Source organism: Xanthomonas hydrangeae (assembly GCF_032697525.1).
Taxonomy (GTDB): domain Bacteria; phylum Pseudomonadota; class Gammaproteobacteria; order Xanthomonadales; family Xanthomonadaceae; genus Xanthomonas; species Xanthomonas hydrangeae.
The window spans coordinates 3,881,199-3,897,645 of sequence record NZ_CP103836.1; the positions used below are offsets into that span (position 1 = coordinate 3,881,199).

Sequence of the window (16,447 nt, forward strand, 5' to 3'; positions counted from 1 at the left end):
TCGCGGCGCCTCGACAGTCTGGCACGTGAGTTGCGGCGCCAGCCTCGAGACAGTTGTCTCGCATCACCGGTGTCGGGGAGCGCTGGAGCGACTAGAAAAACCAGGCGATCGCGAACACGCCAAGCATGCACAGGCCGAGCGCCAGCTTGCTCGCGGTGCCCAGCATGATGCCGATCCAGGTGCCGATGCCGACCTTGGTGGCCTGGTCGGATTTGCGGGTCTGCCAGTATTCGCCGATCCACGCCCCGGCGAACGGGCCGACAAACAAGCCGATCGGCATGAAGAAGATGCCAATGATCGAACCGATCACCGATCCCCATACCGCCATCTTGCTGGCGCCGACACGCTTTGCGCCGTACACGGTGGCAAGGAAGTCGATCGCGAACGACAGCGCGGTGATCAGGCCCAGGATCACCAGCGCGACCCAGCCGATGTGGGCGAAGCCATCGGCCCAGGCGGCCACCAGCAACCCCACGAACACCAATGGCAGGCCCGGTAGCGCCGGCAGGATGACCCCGGCCAGGCCGATCAACACCAGCACGCCAGCCAGGATGTAATAAACGACGGTGGTATCCATATGGTTTAGAAATGTCCTGTTTCAGGCTTGACAAAAATGCGCAAGGGGTTCTTGAAAAATCGTTTTGTGCGGGTTAAGTTGCCAGCGCTGCTGTTTGCAACGGTCACCGTGAATCGTGGCCTGATGCGGTAGATCGTCTGATCCGCTACATCCTTGTACCTCGGCTCCTCCTTGCAATCACAGCGACCACCGCCAGTCCACCACAGTGTCGTAGGGAGTCAGTCGAGATGTCCAACATCGAACGCGAGAACGGTGTCGTGAAGTGGTTCAACGATGCCAAGGGTTTTGGATTCATCAGTCGCGAAAACGGCGAGGACGTGTTCGTCCATTTCCGCGCGATCCAGATCCAGGGTTTCAAGAGTCTCAAGGAAGGTCAGAAGGTCAGCTTCACCGTCGTGCAAGGGCAGAAAGGACTGCAGGCCGACGCGGTACAGGTGGTCTGAGTGCAGCGCAGCACTTGGAGCCACCATCCAAACAGCAGAAAGGCCCGTTGCCGGGCCTTTCTGTCATGTCACTCAGCGGGTAAGCCGATCAGCGCAGCACAACCTTGCCGTTGACCACACGCACGTAGGCGTTTTCGCGCACGCCGGCCAGGTCGCGCTGGTTCACCACGATGACGCGCCCATCGTCCATGCGCACCTGCACATCGAAGCTGTCGCTGGTGACGTTGTTCTGGATCGCGTTGCCCGCCAGCGCGCCGGCAGCGGCACCGGCCACCGCCGAGACGTTCTTGTTGCCTTTGCTGCCGCCGGTCTCCTTGGAGATCTGGCGGCCGGCCACTGCGCCGACGATGCCGCCGAGCACTGCGCCGGTGCCGGTGGGAGCGCTGCGGGTCGGGCCGACTTCATCGATGCGGGTCACGATGCCGCAATCCACGCAGCGTGCCTGCTGCTGCGAATAGCCCTGGTCGTAGCCGCGGTCGCCGCGATAGCTGCCGTATTGAGGTTGCGAAGTGGCGCAGCCAACCAGGGTCGCAGTTGCAGCCAGGCCAATGACGAGCAGTCGGGTCTTCATGGGGTCTCTCCGGGGTGGTTCGAAAAGCGGTCAGGGCCGCGGCGACGTCATCCTGTGATGGGGCAGGTGAACGGTCTGCCAACTGGATCGCTCCAGGCTTAACGAAACCCGAGCGCGTCCTTCATCGAAAGTCACGGTGGCAGGCGTCGCAGGCGTCGGACAGCCGTGCTTTGACCGCTGCAATCGCAGCGCAATCGCGCAGCGGGGTGCGCTGCGCCTGATCCAGTGCGGCACGCAGCGCCTGTGCATGCTCGCCAAAGCGGCGGTCTTCGCCGATGTCGGGAAACGCCGGTTCCAGCTCGTCTGCCAGCAAGCGGAGCGATTGCAGTCGCGCCTGCTGTTGTGCCGGCTTGCAGTTCGCATCTGCGCCAGGTTGCAGTGCGCGCAGTTGGTAGGCCATCACCTGCATCACGCTATCGGGCACCGGATTGCGCCTGGCCTGCAGCGCACGCGCCACCATCACGCTGCAGACCAGTCCGATCAACAGGCCCAGTACCAGCATGAACGCGTAATGGGACGCACGTGATTGTTCGGGAGGCGTGGCGGACATGGTGGCTCCACTGAGGGCGCTGGCGAAGGCGCGGGGCAAGTAAGCGCGTATCGAGCAGGGCGCGTAAAATAGGCCGATGAAAGCACAATGGCGTGAACGCTTTGCCGGTATCGACCGGCTGTACGGAGTCGGCACGGTGGAGCGGCTGGCGGCCTGCCGCGTGGCGGTGGTCGGGATGGGCGGCGTCGGTTCGTGGGTGGTGGAGGCGCTGGCCCGCACCGGCGTGGGGCACATCCGCCTGATCGATGCCGACGACCTGTGCGTGTCCAACACCAATCGGCAATTGCCGGCCTTGGCAGGCCAGTACGGACGCAACAAGGCGCGCGCGATGGCCGAGCGCTGTGTGGCGATCAATCCGGAGATCCAGGCCGATGCGGTGGAGGCGTTCCTCACCGCCGGCACGATCGAACAGCTGCTCGGCGACGGCTTCGATCTGGTGATCGATGCCTGCGACAGCTTCCGGGTCAAGGTGGAAACCATCGCCTGGTGCCGCCAGCGCAAGCTGCCGCTGCTCACCGTGGGCGCCGCTGGCGGGCGCACCGACCCAACCCTGGTGCGCGTACGCGATGTCTCGCGCACCGAGCACGACGCGATGCTGGCGCTGATCCGCAAGAAGCTGCGCAGCGAGTTCAACTTCCCCAAGAATCCGCAGCGTTATTTCGGTGTGCCGGCGGTGTATTCGCTGGAGAACGTCAAGTATCCGCAGGCCGACGGCAGCGTGTGCGGCATCCGTCCGCAGCTGGATGCCGAGGCCACGCTCAAGCTGGATTGCGGGGCCGGGCTGGGCGCAGCCACACATATCACCGGCACGTTTGCGTTTGTCGCGGTGGGCAAGGCGCTGGAGATGTTGCTCAAGCCGAAGGTGGTTGCGACCGCTGTGTTGCCGACCGCCGAGGTTGCTGCAAGCTCATAACGTCTGAGCATGCCGCGCTTCGGCAGTGCCCCGGCATCAGCCTGGCAGTGCCGAGTCAGGCAATCCGAACAACCGCCGCGCATTGGCGGTGGTCTGCGCGGCGATGTGCTGGGGCGCCTCGCCGCGTAGCTGCGCGATGCAGTCCAGCACCGTGCGCAGATGAGCCGGCTCGTTGCGTTGGCCGCGGATGGTGGCATCGGGCTGATCCGGTGCATCGGTTTCGAGCAACAGAGAGTCCAGCGGCATCGTTGCGGCCAGCCCGCGCAGGCGGTTGGCGCGCGGGTAGGTCACCGGGCCGCCTAGGCCGATCATGAAATCCAGCTTCCACAATTGCCGTGCCTGTTCGGGGCTGCCGGCGAAGCTGTGCACAACACCGCGCAGGCCGCCCACCGCCTTGATACGGGCGATGACCTCCTCGGTGGCGCGCCGCGCATGCACGATCAGCGGCAGGTCGAAACGCTTGGCCAGTTGCAGTTGTCCGTCGAAGTAATCGCGCTGTGACTGCGCGTCCAGGCCGTCGAGATAGAAATCCAGCCCGCACTCGCCGATAGCGCAGGGACGCTCGCGCTCGATCCACTCGGCCAGCAGTTCAAGATGGTGGGGGCGGTGCTGCTCAAGAAAGATCGGGTGCAGTCCATAGGCGGGGTGCAACCCTGGCGCCTGGGTGCAGACGGCGCGCAGGTCCTGCCAGCTGGCAGCGGTGATCGCCGGGATCACTTGCTGCACGACACCGGCCGCCTGCGCGCGTGCGATCACGGCAGCGCGGTCGTGGTCGAACTCGCCGGCATCCAGATGGCAGTGGCTGTCGACCAGCTGCATCAATCGTGGCGGACCGGCGCGGGCAGCGGCGTCTTGCGCGTCTTCCAGTTGGCCAGCAGCAGCGTGGTCAGCCCGAACAACAGTTCGTCCAGAAACGGGATCGGGTCCGGGATCACCAAATCGACCAGAAACAGCGCGGCCGCCAGCTTGAACAAGGTGGGGTAGCGCAACTTGCTGGCCCACTCCAGGGCGCGCGAGGTCAGGGGATTTCGCATGCGAATGCTCCGGCTGTTAGAAGTGCATGAAGTAACCGCTAGCTGAACTTAACTACGGCATTCATGAGCGAGGGCGTTTTCGTTCAGGCTTCACGTGCTGGAATCACGCCGTCAACAACGCGGCGTGTCCGCACGGAGCTGGATCATGAAGAGCAATACGACAACTATACTGGTCGCTGCTGGTGCGTTGCTGGTCGGAGGCGTGGCCACGGCCGCCTTCATGAACAACCGCCCGTCGTCCGGCGATTTCGTCGCCAACGGCGAGCCGGCACCGCGCGGTCTGGAATACGCCGACGTGGTCAAGGTTGCTCCGATCACCGAGCGCGAGCCGCAGTACGCGCAGGTCGTCAACAGCGCCGCCATCCGCGAAACCACCACCAGCTCCTCGCCGCGCGAAGTCTGCCGCGACGTGGTGGTGCAGGAACGCCTGCCCGAGCGCGATGGCAATGTCGGCGGCACCGTCGCTGGCGCGGTGATCGGTGGCCTGCTCGGTAACCAGGTCGGCGGCGGCAATGGCCGCAAGCTGGCCACGGTGGCCGGTGCAGTCGGTGGCGGCATGGTCGGCAATCGTGTGGACCGCAACCATGTCGGCGGCCGCGTGGTGGACCGCACCGAGCGCCAGTGCCATACCGAAAACGCCAATTCGCAATCCTCGCGTGTGGTCGGTTATGACGTAACCTATCGCAACGCCGATGGCACCACCGGCACCATGCGCATGGACAGCAAGCCGGGCGAGCGCATCTCGCTGGGCGATGCTGACAACGTGGTGGCCTACGACGTGACCTATCGCTACGACGGTTTCGAGAAGACCGTGCGCATGAACGACAAGCCGGCCAGCGATCGTCTGCCGGTGGTCGACGGTCAGTTGGTGACCCAGACCGCTTCGACGGCCAGTGACAAGGGCGTTCGTGTGGATACGGGCAGCACGCGTCAGTAAATCGCTGGCAGTCATCCGCTCAGGATCGCTGCGATAGCAAGAAAAGAGCCGGCATTGCCGGCTCTTTTCGTTTTCAGGTGCTGCCTGCGACCAGCGTATGCAAGCGGGCGCGCTGAACAAGCCGGCGCAATGTTCGGTTGGCAACTGGCAGATAATCGCCGCTTCTCCTGTGGTGGAAGCCAGTATGCCGGTGCGTCCTGATGATCTGTTCGATGTACGCGCGCTGCTGACCGACGAGGAACGTGCGGTGCAGGACGCGGTGGCCCGCTTCACCGACACGCGGGTGTTGCCGGCGATCGGCGATGCCTTCGATGCGGGGCGCTTCCCCAGCGAATGGGTGCCGGAGCTGGCAGAACTGGGATTGCTGGGCGCCAGCCTGCCGCTGCGTGATGGTGGCGCAGGCCTGGGCGCGGTGGCCTACGGGCTGATCTGCCAGGAACTGGAGCGCGGCGACAGCGGCCTGCGTAGTTTCGTCAGCGTGCAATCGTCGCTGTGCATGTATCCCATCCACGCCTATGGCAGCGACGCACAACGTCAGCGCTGGTTGCCGGAGATGGCTGCCGGTCGCTTGATCGGCTGCTTCGGATTGAGCGAGGCGCAGGGTGGCTCGGACCCGGCGGCGATGACCACGCGCGCGGTGCGCGAGGGCGATGGCTGGCGCTTGAACGGGTCCAAGATGTGGATCACCAACGGCAGCATCGCTGGCCTTGCGATCATCTGGGCGCATACCGACGATGGCGTATGCGGCTTTCTGGTGGAGACCGGCAGCGCCGGCTTCAGTGCACAGGACATCGCGCACAAGATGAGCCTGCGCGCGTCGGTGACCTCGGGTTTGTTTCTGGACAACGTCTATGTGCCGGAGCAGATGCGGCTGCCGAACGCGGCCGGTTTGAAGGCGCCGTTGGGCTGCCTCAACCAGGCGCGCTACGGCATTGCCTGGGGCGCGATCGGTGCGGCGGTGGCCTGTCTGCGCGAAGCATTGGCTTATAGCGGGCAGCGCATCCTGTTCGGCCGGCCGCTGGCGGCCACGCAAAGCGCGCAGATCAAGCTGGCCGACATGGCACGGCGCATTTCCACCGCGCAATTGCTGGCGCTGCAGCTGGGGCGTCTGAAAGAAGCCGGCACGCTGCGGCCGGAACAGATCTCGCTGGCAAAATGGAATAATTGCCGCATGGCGCTGGACGTGGCACGCGAGTGCCGTGATCTGCTGGGCGCGGCCGGCATCACCACCGAGCATGTGGCGATCCGGCATGCGCTGAACCTGGAATCGGTGATCACCTACGAGGGCACCGAGACCGTGCATCAGTTGGTGGTGGGGCGTGCACTGACTGGACTCAATGCGTTCTGACAAGGAGTGGATGTTGATCAGCAAGGATGTGGTGCGGCGCCTGCGGGGCGTGTTCTGGGTGCTGTGTGTGGTAGTCGCAGCGATCGCGATCGTCGCGCCGTTGCAGGCCAACGAGGCGCCAAGCATGGCGCCGCCGCCGGCCTGGGTGGTGGCCGACACGGTGCCCGGCAACGTGCCCGGCGCGAACGGTATGCGCTATGAGCTGGTGTCCGATCAGATCGATCTGACCGGCGCCGCACCGCAGGCGTATCGCCGCCTCAGCTATAGCGTGCAGCGTGCAAAAAGCCTGGACGAAGCCGGGCAGATTTCCATCGATTACCAACCGCAATACCAGCGCCTGGAACTCAATAGTCTGGATGTCTGGCGCGACGGCAGGCGCATCGACATGCGCAGCCGGGCGCACTACGCCAAGTTGCGTCGCGAGAGCGGTCTGGAAGAGGGGTTGATCGATGGCGCGCTGACACTGTCGATCACCTTGCCGGACCTGCGCGTCGGCGACCGTGTCGACTATGCCGTGACCACCATCGGCAGCAATCCGGTGTTCGGCAAGGGCTATTACGATGTGTTGGAGGCACGCTATGGCGTGGCGCTGGGCGAGCGTCGCGTGCGCGTGCGGTATCCCGCCGCCATGCCGTTGCAGTGGCGGGTGAGCGCGCCGGGCTTCAGCCGCAACGTCAGCCGCGTCGGCGAGGTGAGCACGCTGGAGATCGCCGCACGCAACATCGCCGCCGTGCAGGAAGAAAAAGACGCGCCGGACGATGTCGATGCCTATGGCTTGATCGAACTTTCCACCGCCGGCAATTGGGAGGCGGTGGCGGCATGGGCGGCACAACTGTATCCGCGTGCGTTCAAGGATGCGCAGGTTGCCGCCAGCATGGTGCGCAGTCTGCAACTGCGCAGCGACGACCCGCAGGGCGCGTTGTTGCGTGCGGTGGCGTTCGTGCAGGGCGAGATCCGCTACGTCGGCCTGGACATGGGCGAGAACTCGCATGCCCCCCACGCACCGGAAGTGACGCTGCGCAATCGCTATGGCGACTGCAAGGACAAGGCGACGCTGTTGATCGCGCTGCTGCAACTGGCCGGCATTCGCGCCGAACCGGTGCTGGTCAACAGCGACCAGGGTCATGGCCTGGATGCACGGCTGCCCAGTCCTTACGCGTTCGATCATGTGGTGGTGCGCGCGCATCTGCCGCAGGGCGAGGTTTGGGTGGATGCCACGCGCGATCGCGAAGACGGCGCGCTGGCCCAGCGCCGGCCATTGCCGTTCGTACGTGGTTTGCCGGTGCTGGCCGGGCAGAGCGGATTGGTCGCAGTGCCATCGCCGATGCCGACGCTGCCGCAGATCGAAGTGAACGAGGAGGTGGCGATCTCACTGCGCAAACCGCAACGCGTGGCGAGCTTTACCGTGGACACGCGTTATCGCCAAGGCCGCGGCGATCGCGTGCCTGCCAGCTTCGAAGACCATGGCGCAGAAACGGTTGGTGAGCACTATCTGGAGTTCATGCAGAAGTACTACACCGCGCTGACCCAAGTCGACGTGCCCAGCATCGACGATACCGATGCGCTCGATGTACGCACGCACGAAACCTATCGCCTGGAATGGCCGGCAGAGGAGGGCGACGAGGTCGGCTTCCCGCTGTTTCAGCTCGGCGAGTGGATGGATGCCTTGCCGAAACAGGCGCGCAAGCGGCCATTGGCGCTGGGAGGGCCGCAACGGGCGCGGCAGACCGTACGGGTGCAGACCGATCCGGTGGTACGGGTGAAACCGGAAGAACAGATCGTCGCCAACCCGTGGTTCCGGTTCTCGCGCACGGTCTCCATGCACGCTGGGCGCATCGTGATCGTGGGCGAGTGGCAGCGGTTCACCGACCGCATTCCCGCCGATGGCGTGGCGCGCGCAGCAGCCGACATGGAGCGTGCGCGCGACCTGCTGTACTTCAATCACGATTTAAAGCCGCAGCGGCGCAGGCCCGAGGCCGACTGGAGTGCGCTGAGCTATCCGGCGGCGGGGCTGTTGGTGTTGATCGTGTTGCTGCTGGGGTGCCTGGTGTGGTGGCGCAGCGGTGGCCTGGGCGGGATGGTGTTCGATCCATACGCCACCGCGCAGCGCATGCAGCAGCAGGCTGGTTTGCGCTGGAGCGCCTGGAGCGTATTTGCGCTGGTCACGCTGTTGTCGGCATGGATATGGCTGCATGCCTTGCCGTGGTGGGCCAAGTCGCTGGGTGTCGTGGCGGCGGTGGTGGTCGCTGTGCTGAGCTGCGTGTTGCTCAGGCAGGTGCTGCGCTGGATGGGGTGCGTGGCGAGGATCGGGCGGTTGTTGCCGGCCGTGCTGGGCTGCGCCTTGCCGTGGCTGGTCTGCCTGCTGGCGGCGTTGGTCGCACTCGCCGGCAATATTGCGTTGCTGCACACAGGCGCAAGCGATGCGGCCGGCTTGGCGCAGCTGGCGATGTGCGCGCTGTTGCTGATGCTGGGCGTGCTGTGGTGGTCGGTGTGCGCGGTGCAGGCGGTGGCGGGTGCGGCTGGCTGCGGGCGTGCACGCGCATTCGGCGCAGTGGCATTGACGCTGTCGGCGCTGGGCGTGCTGATTGCGGTGCTGGGTGTGCCGGTGGCCTTGGTCGCGATGTACTGACACGCTGCGCTTGCATCCCATTGTGTCGGCGGCGGTGTGCCGAGCCGTCTGCGGCTTCGGCATGCGGCAATCGGATGCCCTGGTCACACTGCGGACGTGTCGGCATGGTCTGCGTTGCGTAATCGTCAGCGCTGGCGCGCCAGCCAGTAGACGCATCGGTCCAGGTAACCGTTGTGCGGCTGTGCCGCGCAATCCTGCAGGGCTTTGCAAAGATGCGCCGGGCTGTGACACTGCCAGCCCCCTCGTTGTTGCCGCGGAGCCAGCTTGATGTCGACCGTGCGTCCCCCGTTGACCGTCCATGGCATGTCCAGTTCCGGCAACTGCTACAAGGTGCGGCTGTTGCTGGAGCAACTTGGCAGCCGCTATCACTGGGTCGAGGTCGACAGCGCCGCGGGGCAGACCCGCACGCCGGAGTATCTGGCCAAAAATCCCAACGGCAAGGTGCCGATGGTGGAGCGCGACGACGGCCGCGTGCTGACCGAATCCAACGCGATCCTGTTCTGGCTGGCCGAAGGCACGCCCTACCTGCCCACCGACGCGTGGCAGCGCGCGCAGGCCTTGAGCTGGATGTTCTTCGAGCAATACAGCCATGAGCCATACATTGCGGTGGCGCGCTTCATCAGCCTGTGGACGCCGCGCGATGCGGCGCGCCGGGCCGAACTGCCGCAGCTGCGCGCACGTGGCGAGCAGGCGCTGGAGGTGATGGAACAGCATCTGCAACAGCACGCCTGGTTTACCGGTGGCGAGTACGGCATCGCCGATATCGCGCTGTTCGCCTATACCCATTGCGCCGAAGACGGCGGCTTGGATCTGGAACGCTGGCCGGCGATCGGCGCCTGGCTGCAGCGCGTACAGGCCTTGCCCGGTTTCATCGCGATGCCGGGGCCTGCATCCGCCTCGGTGCCGGCATGAGCGGCGCGCGCGCGATGCGCAAGCTGCAGGAGCACTGACGATGTGCGGATTGGCAGGACTGCTGCTGGCGTCGCCGCGCCTGCATGGCGAACAACTCGACGCGCTGGTGCGGCCGATGGGCGCGGCCTTGCGCCATCGCGGCCCCGACGATGCCGGCACCTGGTGCGATGCACAGGCGGGTGTGGCGCTGGCGCATCAGCGGCTGAGCATTCTGGATCTGTCGCCGCTCGGCCATCAGCCGATGCGCTCGGCCGATGGCCGTTACGTGCTGGCCTACAACGGCGAGATCTACAACTTCGCGCAGCTGCGTGCGGCCTTGTCGGCGCTCGGGCATCGTTTCCGTGGCCACTCCGATACCGAAGTGCTGTTGGCCGCGGTGGTGGAGTGGGGCCTGGACGACACCCTGACCCGTTGCAACGGCATGTTCGCACTCGCGCTGTGGGACGAACGCGATACCTGCCTGTCGCTGGCCCGCGACCGCGTCGGCAAAAAGCCGCTGTACTACGGCTGGGCCGGCGACACGCTGGTGTTCGGTTCCGAGCTCAAGGCGTTGTGGCGGCACCCGGATTTCGATAACGGCGTGGATCGCGATGCGCTGACCTTGCTGCTGCGGCTGGGCTACATCCCGGCGCCGGCCTGCATCCATGAGCGCACCTTCAAGCTGATGCCCGGCCGGGTGCTGCGGCTGGATGCGCAGGCGGTGGCGGTCGGCGCGGCGGCGCATCGCCCCGATCAGGCGCAGCAGCCGTTCTGGAACGCGCGCGAAGCGATGCAGCGCGCCCTGGCCGCGCCGTTCACCGGCAGCGATGCGCAGGCCGAAGAACAACTCGATGCGGTGCTGCGCGATGCGGTGGCGCTGCGCATGGTGGCGGATGTGCCGGTGGGCGTATTCCTGTCCGGCGGCACCGATTCGTCGATCGTCACTGCGATGATGCAGGCGCAGAGCAGCCAGCCGGTGCACACCTTCAGTATCGGATTCGAAGGCTCGCATCACGACGAAGCGCCGCTGGCGCGCGAAGTGGCCACGCACCTGCACACCGACCACACCGAGCTCTACGTCAGCGGTGCCGATGCACTGGCGGTGGTGCCGAGTTTGCCGGACATGTTCGACGAACCGTTTGCCGATGCCTCGCAGGTGCCCACTGCGCTGGTCGCGCGGCTGGCGCGCGGCGGGGTGACGGTGGCGCTGTCCGGTGACGGCGGCGACGAATTGTTCTTCGGCTACGGCCGCTACCAGCGTGCGCTGCGCAACTGGCGCATGCACGGGCTAGTGCCGGGCCCGCTGCGAAAGCTGATGGCGTTGGCGGCGCGTCGCAATGGCGAATCCTCGCGCACCGGTGGTCTGGCGGCACTGGTAGCCGAAGCCGGCGCACGCGGCATCGGGGATATTTATCGCAACCGCATTTCGCGCTGGCGCGATCCGGCCGCGGTGGTGCTGGGCGCGACCGAACCGGACAGTTTCTACAGCCTGGCCGACCCGTTGCATGGCTCCGGCACCCCGGCCGACGCGATGATGCTGGCCGACTTCGCCGCCTATCTGCCCGACGATCTGCTGTGCAAGGTGGACCGCACCACCATGGCGGTGGGCCTGGAAGCGCGCGCGCCGTTGCTGGACTGGCGCGTGGCCGAGTTCGCCTGGTCGCTGCCGCTGTCGTTGAAGTACCGCGACGGGGTCAGCAAGTACCTGCTCAAGCGCGTGCTGTGCCGCTATCTGCCCGACCCGATGGTCTACCGCGGCAAGCGCGGCTTTGGCGCGCCGGTCAGCGCGTGGCTGCGCGGCGATCTGAACGGCTGGGCCGACGATCTGCTGGCGCACGGCACGCTGGAGCGCGACGGCGTGTTCGCTGCCGACACCGTGGCCGGGCTGTGGCGCGACTTCAACGGCGGCGAGCGCAAATGGCATACGCATCTGTGGACGGTGCTGATGTTCCAGGCCTGGCAGGCGCACTGGCGCAGCCAACGCGCCGCGATCGGCCGCTGAGGCAGCCGCGCTTCACCGGGTCTGAGCGCCAGGCTGACTAGAGTCGGGCGCTGATTCCCCCAATGGAGCGTTTCCCATGAGCAAGATCACCATCGCCGTCCTGGTCGGCAGCCTGCGCGCAGCGTCCTACAACCGCCAGTTGGCGCGCGCGCTGGAGCATCTGGCCGGCGACAAGGCGGTGTTCGAGTATCTGGAGATCGGCGATATCCCGCTGTACAACCAGGACAACGATGCGGATTTCCCGACTCAGGGCACGCGTTTCAAGCAGCAAGTGCGCGCGGCCGATGCGGTGTTGTTCGTGACCCCCGAGTACAACCGCTCGATTCCGGGCGTGCTCAAGAATGCCATCGACACCGGCTCGCGTCCGTATGGCGACAGCGCGTTTTCCGGCAAGCCGGCGGCGGTGGTCGGCATCTCGGTCGGTGCGATCGGCACTGCCACGGCGCAGCAGCATCTGCGCAATGTGTTGTCCTATCTGAACATGCATGTGCTTGGTCAGCCGGAAGTGTTCCTGCAGTACAAGGAGGGCCTGTTCGGCGACGACGATCAGATTGCCAACGCCGACAGCCGCAAGTTCCTGCAGGGGTTTGTCGACGCCTTCCTGGGCCTGATCGAACAGCGCCAGCGCTGAGTTGCAGCTGATGTGGTCCGCTTGACGCACTGCGCCAGGCGGACTGGTCATGCGGCGCAAACGCAGGTGGGGCAGGGGTCGCGGCGGCTGCGACAGGCGGCGCATAGCATCCGATGCACTGGCTGTGCACCGGTTATCCACAGAGTTGTGCATGGTCGTCGACGCCGTCGATGACTATGCTTCCTGCCCTCATCCCCCTAGCGTCAGGTCTGTTTGTCCATGTCCGCTCGTCCTGGTTTCCGTTCCAAACGCAATCGCGATCGCGACGACGACGATTACGATCGTCCCGAGCCACGGCTGGACCAGCTGCGCGTGCCGCCGCATTCGGTTGAGGCCGAGCAGGCTGTGCTTGGCGGGTTGATGCTGGCGCCGGAGGCGTTCGACCGGGTCAACGACCAGCTCACCGACAACGATTTCTACCGCCGCGACCACCGGCTGATCTACCGCGCGATTCGCGAGTTGAACGAGAAGGACCGCCCGTTCGATGCGGTGACGCTGGGCGAATGGTTCGAGTCGCAAGGCAAGCTGGAGCAGGTGGCCGATGGCGCGTATCTGATCGAGCTGGCCAGCACCACGCCGTCGGCGGCGAACATCGCCGCCTATGCCGAAATCGTGCGCGACAAGGCGGTGCTGCGGCAGTTGATCGAAGTCGGCACCACCATCGTCAACGACGGCTTCCAGCCGGAAGGCCGCGAGAGTGTGGAACTGCTGGCATCGGCGGAAAAAGCGGTGTTCAAGATCGCCGAGGCCGGCGCGCGCGGGCGCACCGACTTCGTGGCGATGCCGGGCGCGTTGAAAGATGCCTTCGAAGAGCTGCGTAACCGTTTCGAAAACGGCGGCAACATCACCGGCCTGCCGACCGGCTACACCGATTTCGATGCGATGACCGCCGGCCTGCAGCCGACCGATCTGATCATCCTGGCCGCACGTCCTGCGATGGGCAAGACCACGCTGGCGCTGAACATTGCCGAATACGCTGCGATCAAATCCAAGAAAGGCGTTGCGGTGTTTTCGATGGAAATGTCCGCCTCGCAGCTGGCGATGCGCTTGATCTCGTCCAATGGCCGCATCAACGCGCAGCGCCTGCGTACCGGTGCGCTGGAAGACGAGGATTGGGCGCGCGTGACCGGTGCGATCAAGATGTTGAAGGAAACCAAGATCTTCATCGACGACACGCCAGGCGTGTCGCCGGAAGTGCTGCGCTCCAAGTGCCGCCGGCTCAAGCGCGAGCACGATCTGGGCCTGATCGTCATCGACTACCTGCAGCTGATGTCGGTGCCTGGCAACAGCGAAAACCGCGCGACCGAAATCTCGGAGATTTCGCGTGGTCTGAAGGGACTGGCCAAGGAACTCAACGTGCCGGTGATCGCGCTGTCGCAGCTCAATCGCTCGCTGGAAACGCGTACCGACAAGCGCCCGGTGATGGCCGACTTGCGCGAATCCGGCGCGATCGAGCAGGACGCCGACATGATCGTCTTCATCTACCGCGACGATTACTACAACAAGGAAAACTCGCCGGACAAGGGCCTGGCCGAGATCATCATCGGCAAGCACCGCGGTGGTCCTACCGGCTCGTGCAAGCTCAAATTCTTCGGCGAATACACCCGTTTCGACAATCTAGCGCACGATTCGGTGGGCAGTTTCGAGTAAGCGGGTCTGCGTTTAGTGTCGCTGACAGAACCGACCACGTTCACTGTAAGGCGGGTGCGGCCGGCTTTGTGGTTCCCGTCAGTCCACGACAATGTTAGCAGGCGCGATGGCCTTACCGCTTGCGGGACCGTGTGGCGGCATGGATGCCGCCACCGAGCCCCAGGGACGGGTTCACGGCGTGTCCCGCGAGCGGTGAGGCCATCGCGCCCTCGACGGACTCAGCTTTTGACTGCATCCACACGACACGATGACTCGATAACTCGGTTGTCTTGAGTAGTCAGACAGCGGGGATAGATCAGGTGTGGGGCGGTTGATCTGTGGCTTGGCTGCAGGGCCCTTGCCCGCCCACCATCGCGGGACACGCTGCAAGTACGTCCTTGTAAGCTCTTACGCGGCATCCATGCCGCGTAAGGTCCCGCGACGGTGGGCGGGCAAGGACCAGTGGAGACGGTCGGTGTGCATGGTTGCCAGCAGTGCATGCGGCCGGTTGATGCGGTGCGGTCTGATCGGCTCCTTTCGATCCGATCGATGTCGCTGCCATTCCCGACATCACTTCACTCGTCAACGAAGGCGAGCATGGCCAACACGTTACCGCCATCGCTACAGCGTTCGAGAGGGTTTGTTGGCTGCTCTCAGCCGGGCGAGGGGTGTTCCCTCTGCATCGCGCCATCGTTGCACCTGCTGGCTTATGCTGCGCAGCCTTATCGTCGCTGCCGAGTTCGTATGTCCTACGCCATCGTCTGGTTCCGTCGCGATCTGCGCCTTCAGGACAACCCGGCCTTGCGCGCTGCGCTGGATGCCGGGCATGCCCCGATTCCGCTGTATATCGATGCACCGCACGAGGAAGGCCAGTGGACGCCTGGTGCCGCTTCGCGCAGTTGGCGGCATCGTTCGCTGGCGGCACTGGATGCAGCGTTGCGCGCGCTCGGTAGCGGCCTGGTGATTCGCGCGGGCGACAGCGCCCAGGTGCTGGATGAGGTGATCGCCCAGACCGGTGCGGTGGCGGTGTATTGGAACCGCAAGTACGAACCGGCCACCCAGCCGCGCGATGCGCAGATCAAGCGCAGCTTGCGTGAGCGCGGCATCGAAGTGCAGAGCTGCAATGCCGCGCTGTTGATGGAGCCGTGGCAGTTGTCGACCCAGCAGGGAGGCCCGTACAAGGTCTTCACTCCGTACTGGCGCAACGCACTCACGCAACTGCAGTTGCCCGCTGCAGTGGCTGCGCCACGCCGCCTGCCGGCGCTGCCTGCGACGTTGAAAGGCGCCGCGCTTGAGACGCTGGAATTAGTGCCGAAACTGGATTGGGATCAGGGTTTCTGGGAGCACTGGCAACCTGGTGAGGCTGGTGCGCACGAGATGCTGGAAATTTTCATCGACGGCGCGCTGTCGGGCTATCGCGAAAACCGCGATCGGCCCGATCGGGTCGGCACCTCGCAGCTGTCACCGCATCTGCATTTCGGCGAGATCGCGCCATGGCGGATCGTCAGCACGCTGGAAGCCAACCGCACTGCGCGCAACAGCGCAGAGATCGATGGTTACGTCCGCCAGTTGGGCTGGCGCGATTTTGCCTATCACCTGCTGCATCACTTCCCGGAGACCACCAACCGGAATCTCAATCCGCGCTTCGAAGGCTTCGATTGGGCCAAGGTCGACCCGGTCGCATTGCAGGCCTGGCAGCGCGGCCGTACCGGCATTCCGATCGTCGATGCCGGCATGCGTCAGCTCTGGCACACCGGCTGGATGCACAACCGTGTGCGCATGATCGTGGCGAGTCTGTTGTGCAAGCATTTGCGCATCCACTGGATCGAAGGGGCGCGCTGGTTCTGGGACACGCTGGTGGATGCGGACCTGGCCAACAACACCTTGGGCTGGCAGTGGGTGGCCGGTACCGGCGCCGATGCGGCGCCGTATTTTCGCGTGTTCAATCCGGTGACGCAGGCGGAGAAATTCGATCCGCAGGCGGCTTACATCACGCGCTGGGTGCCGGAGCTCGGCAAGCTTGCGGTGAAGGAGCGCTTCGCACCGTGGTTGTCTGCGTTGTCGTTGGCGCGATTTGCGCCGGAGTACCCGCGCACGCCAATTATCGGATTGGCCGAAGGTCGCGATGCGGCGTTGGCGGCGTATGCGAAGACGCGGGGATAACCGGAAACGTTTTCCTGAATGCAGTACCTGTCGCAGGCAATCTGCGGCCGCTTTCATCATGTGCCAGTCGCGTTGGTCTGTTTATCCTCGCCGACACGATTGAGTGCCGGATGGTCCGGCCACAGGAGA

15 protein-coding genes are annotated in these 16,447 nt (G+C 65.1%); 10 read left to right on the forward strand and 5 right to left on the reverse strand.

Features of this window, described 5'->3' with window-relative positions:
* Nucleotides 1-91: 91 nt before the first annotated feature.
* Entirely contained in the window at nt 92-577 is a 486-nt protein-coding gene (locus NYR97_RS16575) for a DUF456 domain-containing protein (RefSeq protein WP_316694720.1), read from the reverse strand.
* A 227-nt stretch (nt 578-804) separates the two neighbouring features.
* Here NYR97_RS16575 and NYR97_RS16580 point away from each other — a divergent pair, with 227 nt between their 5' ends.
* Nucleotides 805-1,020 (forward strand): cold-shock protein, encoded by a 216-nt coding sequence (locus tag NYR97_RS16580; protein WP_003483561.1) that lies wholly within the window; start codon nt 805-807, stop codon nt 1,018-1,020.
* Between the two features lie 88 nt (nt 1,021-1,108).
* Here the strand turns inward: NYR97_RS16580 and NYR97_RS16585 are convergent, their stop codons facing one another.
* Together NYR97_RS16585 and NYR97_RS16590 are read right to left on the reverse strand one after the other, a co-directional pair.
* Nucleotides 1,109-1,591 carry a glycine zipper 2TM domain-containing protein gene (locus tag NYR97_RS16585; protein WP_055820366.1) on the reverse strand — a complete coding sequence of 161 codons (483 nt, stop codon included), beginning with the start codon at nt 1,589-1,591 and terminating at the stop codon, nt 1,109-1,111.
* A 121-nt stretch (nt 1,592-1,712) separates the two neighbouring features.
* The gene (locus NYR97_RS16590; RefSeq protein WP_316694724.1) at nt 1,713-2,141 is read right to left on the reverse strand and encodes a hypothetical protein; all 429 of its coding nucleotides are present in this window, start codon (nt 2,139-2,141) and stop codon (nt 1,713-1,715) included.
* A gap of 76 nt (nt 2,142-2,217) precedes the next feature.
* On the opposite strand from NYR97_RS16590, the gene NYR97_RS16595 reads away from it, so the two are divergent.
* On the forward strand, nt 2,218-3,054 hold the full coding sequence (locus NYR97_RS16595; RefSeq protein WP_316694726.1) for a tRNA threonylcarbamoyladenosine dehydratase: 837 nt from the start codon (nt 2,218-2,220) through the stop codon (nt 3,052-3,054).
* Between the two features lie 36 nt (nt 3,055-3,090).
* Here the strand turns inward: NYR97_RS16595 and NYR97_RS16600 are convergent, their stop codons facing one another.
* Both NYR97_RS16600 and NYR97_RS16605 read right to left on the reverse strand, forming a co-directional pair.
* The gene (locus NYR97_RS16600; RefSeq protein WP_316694728.1) at nt 3,091-3,873 is read right to left on the reverse strand and encodes a TatD family hydrolase; all 783 of its coding nucleotides are present in this window, start codon (nt 3,871-3,873) and stop codon (nt 3,091-3,093) included.
* Nucleotides 3,873-4,088, reverse strand: coding sequence for a DUF6116 family protein (locus NYR97_RS16605; RefSeq protein WP_316694731.1), 216 nt, complete (start codon nt 4,086-4,088; stop codon nt 3,873-3,875). The genes NYR97_RS16600 and NYR97_RS16605 overlap by 1 nt, the downstream gene beginning before the upstream one ends.
* A 145-nt stretch (nt 4,089-4,233) precedes the next feature.
* On the opposite strand from NYR97_RS16605, the gene NYR97_RS16610 reads away from it, so the two are divergent.
* The 8 genes from NYR97_RS16610 to NYR97_RS16645 all read left to right on the forward strand — a co-directional run bounded on the left by NYR97_RS16610 (nt 4,234) and on the right by NYR97_RS16645 (nt 16,318).
* Nucleotides 4,234-5,025 (forward strand): glycine zipper 2TM domain-containing protein, encoded by a 792-nt coding sequence (locus tag NYR97_RS16610; RefSeq protein WP_205391905.1) that lies wholly within the window; start codon nt 4,234-4,236, stop codon nt 5,023-5,025.
* Between the two features lie 172 nt (nt 5,026-5,197).
* On the forward strand, nt 5,198-6,373 hold the full coding sequence (locus tag NYR97_RS16615; protein ID WP_316694734.1) for an acyl-CoA dehydrogenase family protein: 1,176 nt from the start codon (nt 5,198-5,200) through the stop codon (nt 6,371-6,373).
* Between the two features lie 124 nt (nt 6,374-6,497).
* The gene (locus NYR97_RS16620) at nt 6,498-9,002 is read left to right on the forward strand and encodes a DUF3857 domain-containing transglutaminase family protein (RefSeq protein WP_316698306.1); all 2,505 of its coding nucleotides are present in this window, start codon (nt 6,498-6,500) and stop codon (nt 9,000-9,002) included.
* A 267-nt stretch (nt 9,003-9,269) separates the two neighbouring features.
* Nucleotides 9,270-9,914 (forward strand): glutathione S-transferase family protein, encoded by a 645-nt coding sequence (locus tag NYR97_RS16625; RefSeq protein ID WP_316694736.1) that lies wholly within the window; start codon nt 9,270-9,272, stop codon nt 9,912-9,914.
* A 40-nt stretch (nt 9,915-9,954) separates the two neighbouring features.
* Nucleotides 9,955-11,895 (forward strand): asparagine synthase (glutamine-hydrolyzing), encoded by a 1,941-nt coding sequence (asnB, locus tag NYR97_RS16630; protein ID WP_316694738.1) that lies wholly within the window; start codon nt 9,955-9,957, stop codon nt 11,893-11,895.
* A 76-nt stretch (nt 11,896-11,971) separates the two neighbouring features.
* Nucleotides 11,972-12,526, forward strand: a complete 555-nt coding sequence (locus tag NYR97_RS16635; RefSeq protein ID WP_316694741.1) for an NADPH-dependent FMN reductase — start codon at nt 11,972-11,974, stop codon at nt 12,524-12,526.
* 219 nt (nt 12,527-12,745) lie between these two features.
* Nucleotides 12,746-14,176, forward strand: a complete 1,431-nt coding sequence (locus NYR97_RS16640) for a replicative DNA helicase (RefSeq protein ID WP_006451927.1) — start codon at nt 12,746-12,748, stop codon at nt 14,174-14,176.
* A gap of 723 nt (nt 14,177-14,899) precedes the next feature.
* Nucleotides 14,900-16,318 carry a cryptochrome/photolyase family protein gene (locus tag NYR97_RS16645; protein WP_316694746.1) on the forward strand — a complete coding sequence of 473 codons (1,419 nt, stop codon included), beginning with the start codon at nt 14,900-14,902 and terminating at the stop codon, nt 16,316-16,318.
* Nucleotides 16,319-16,447: the final 129 nt, after the last annotated feature.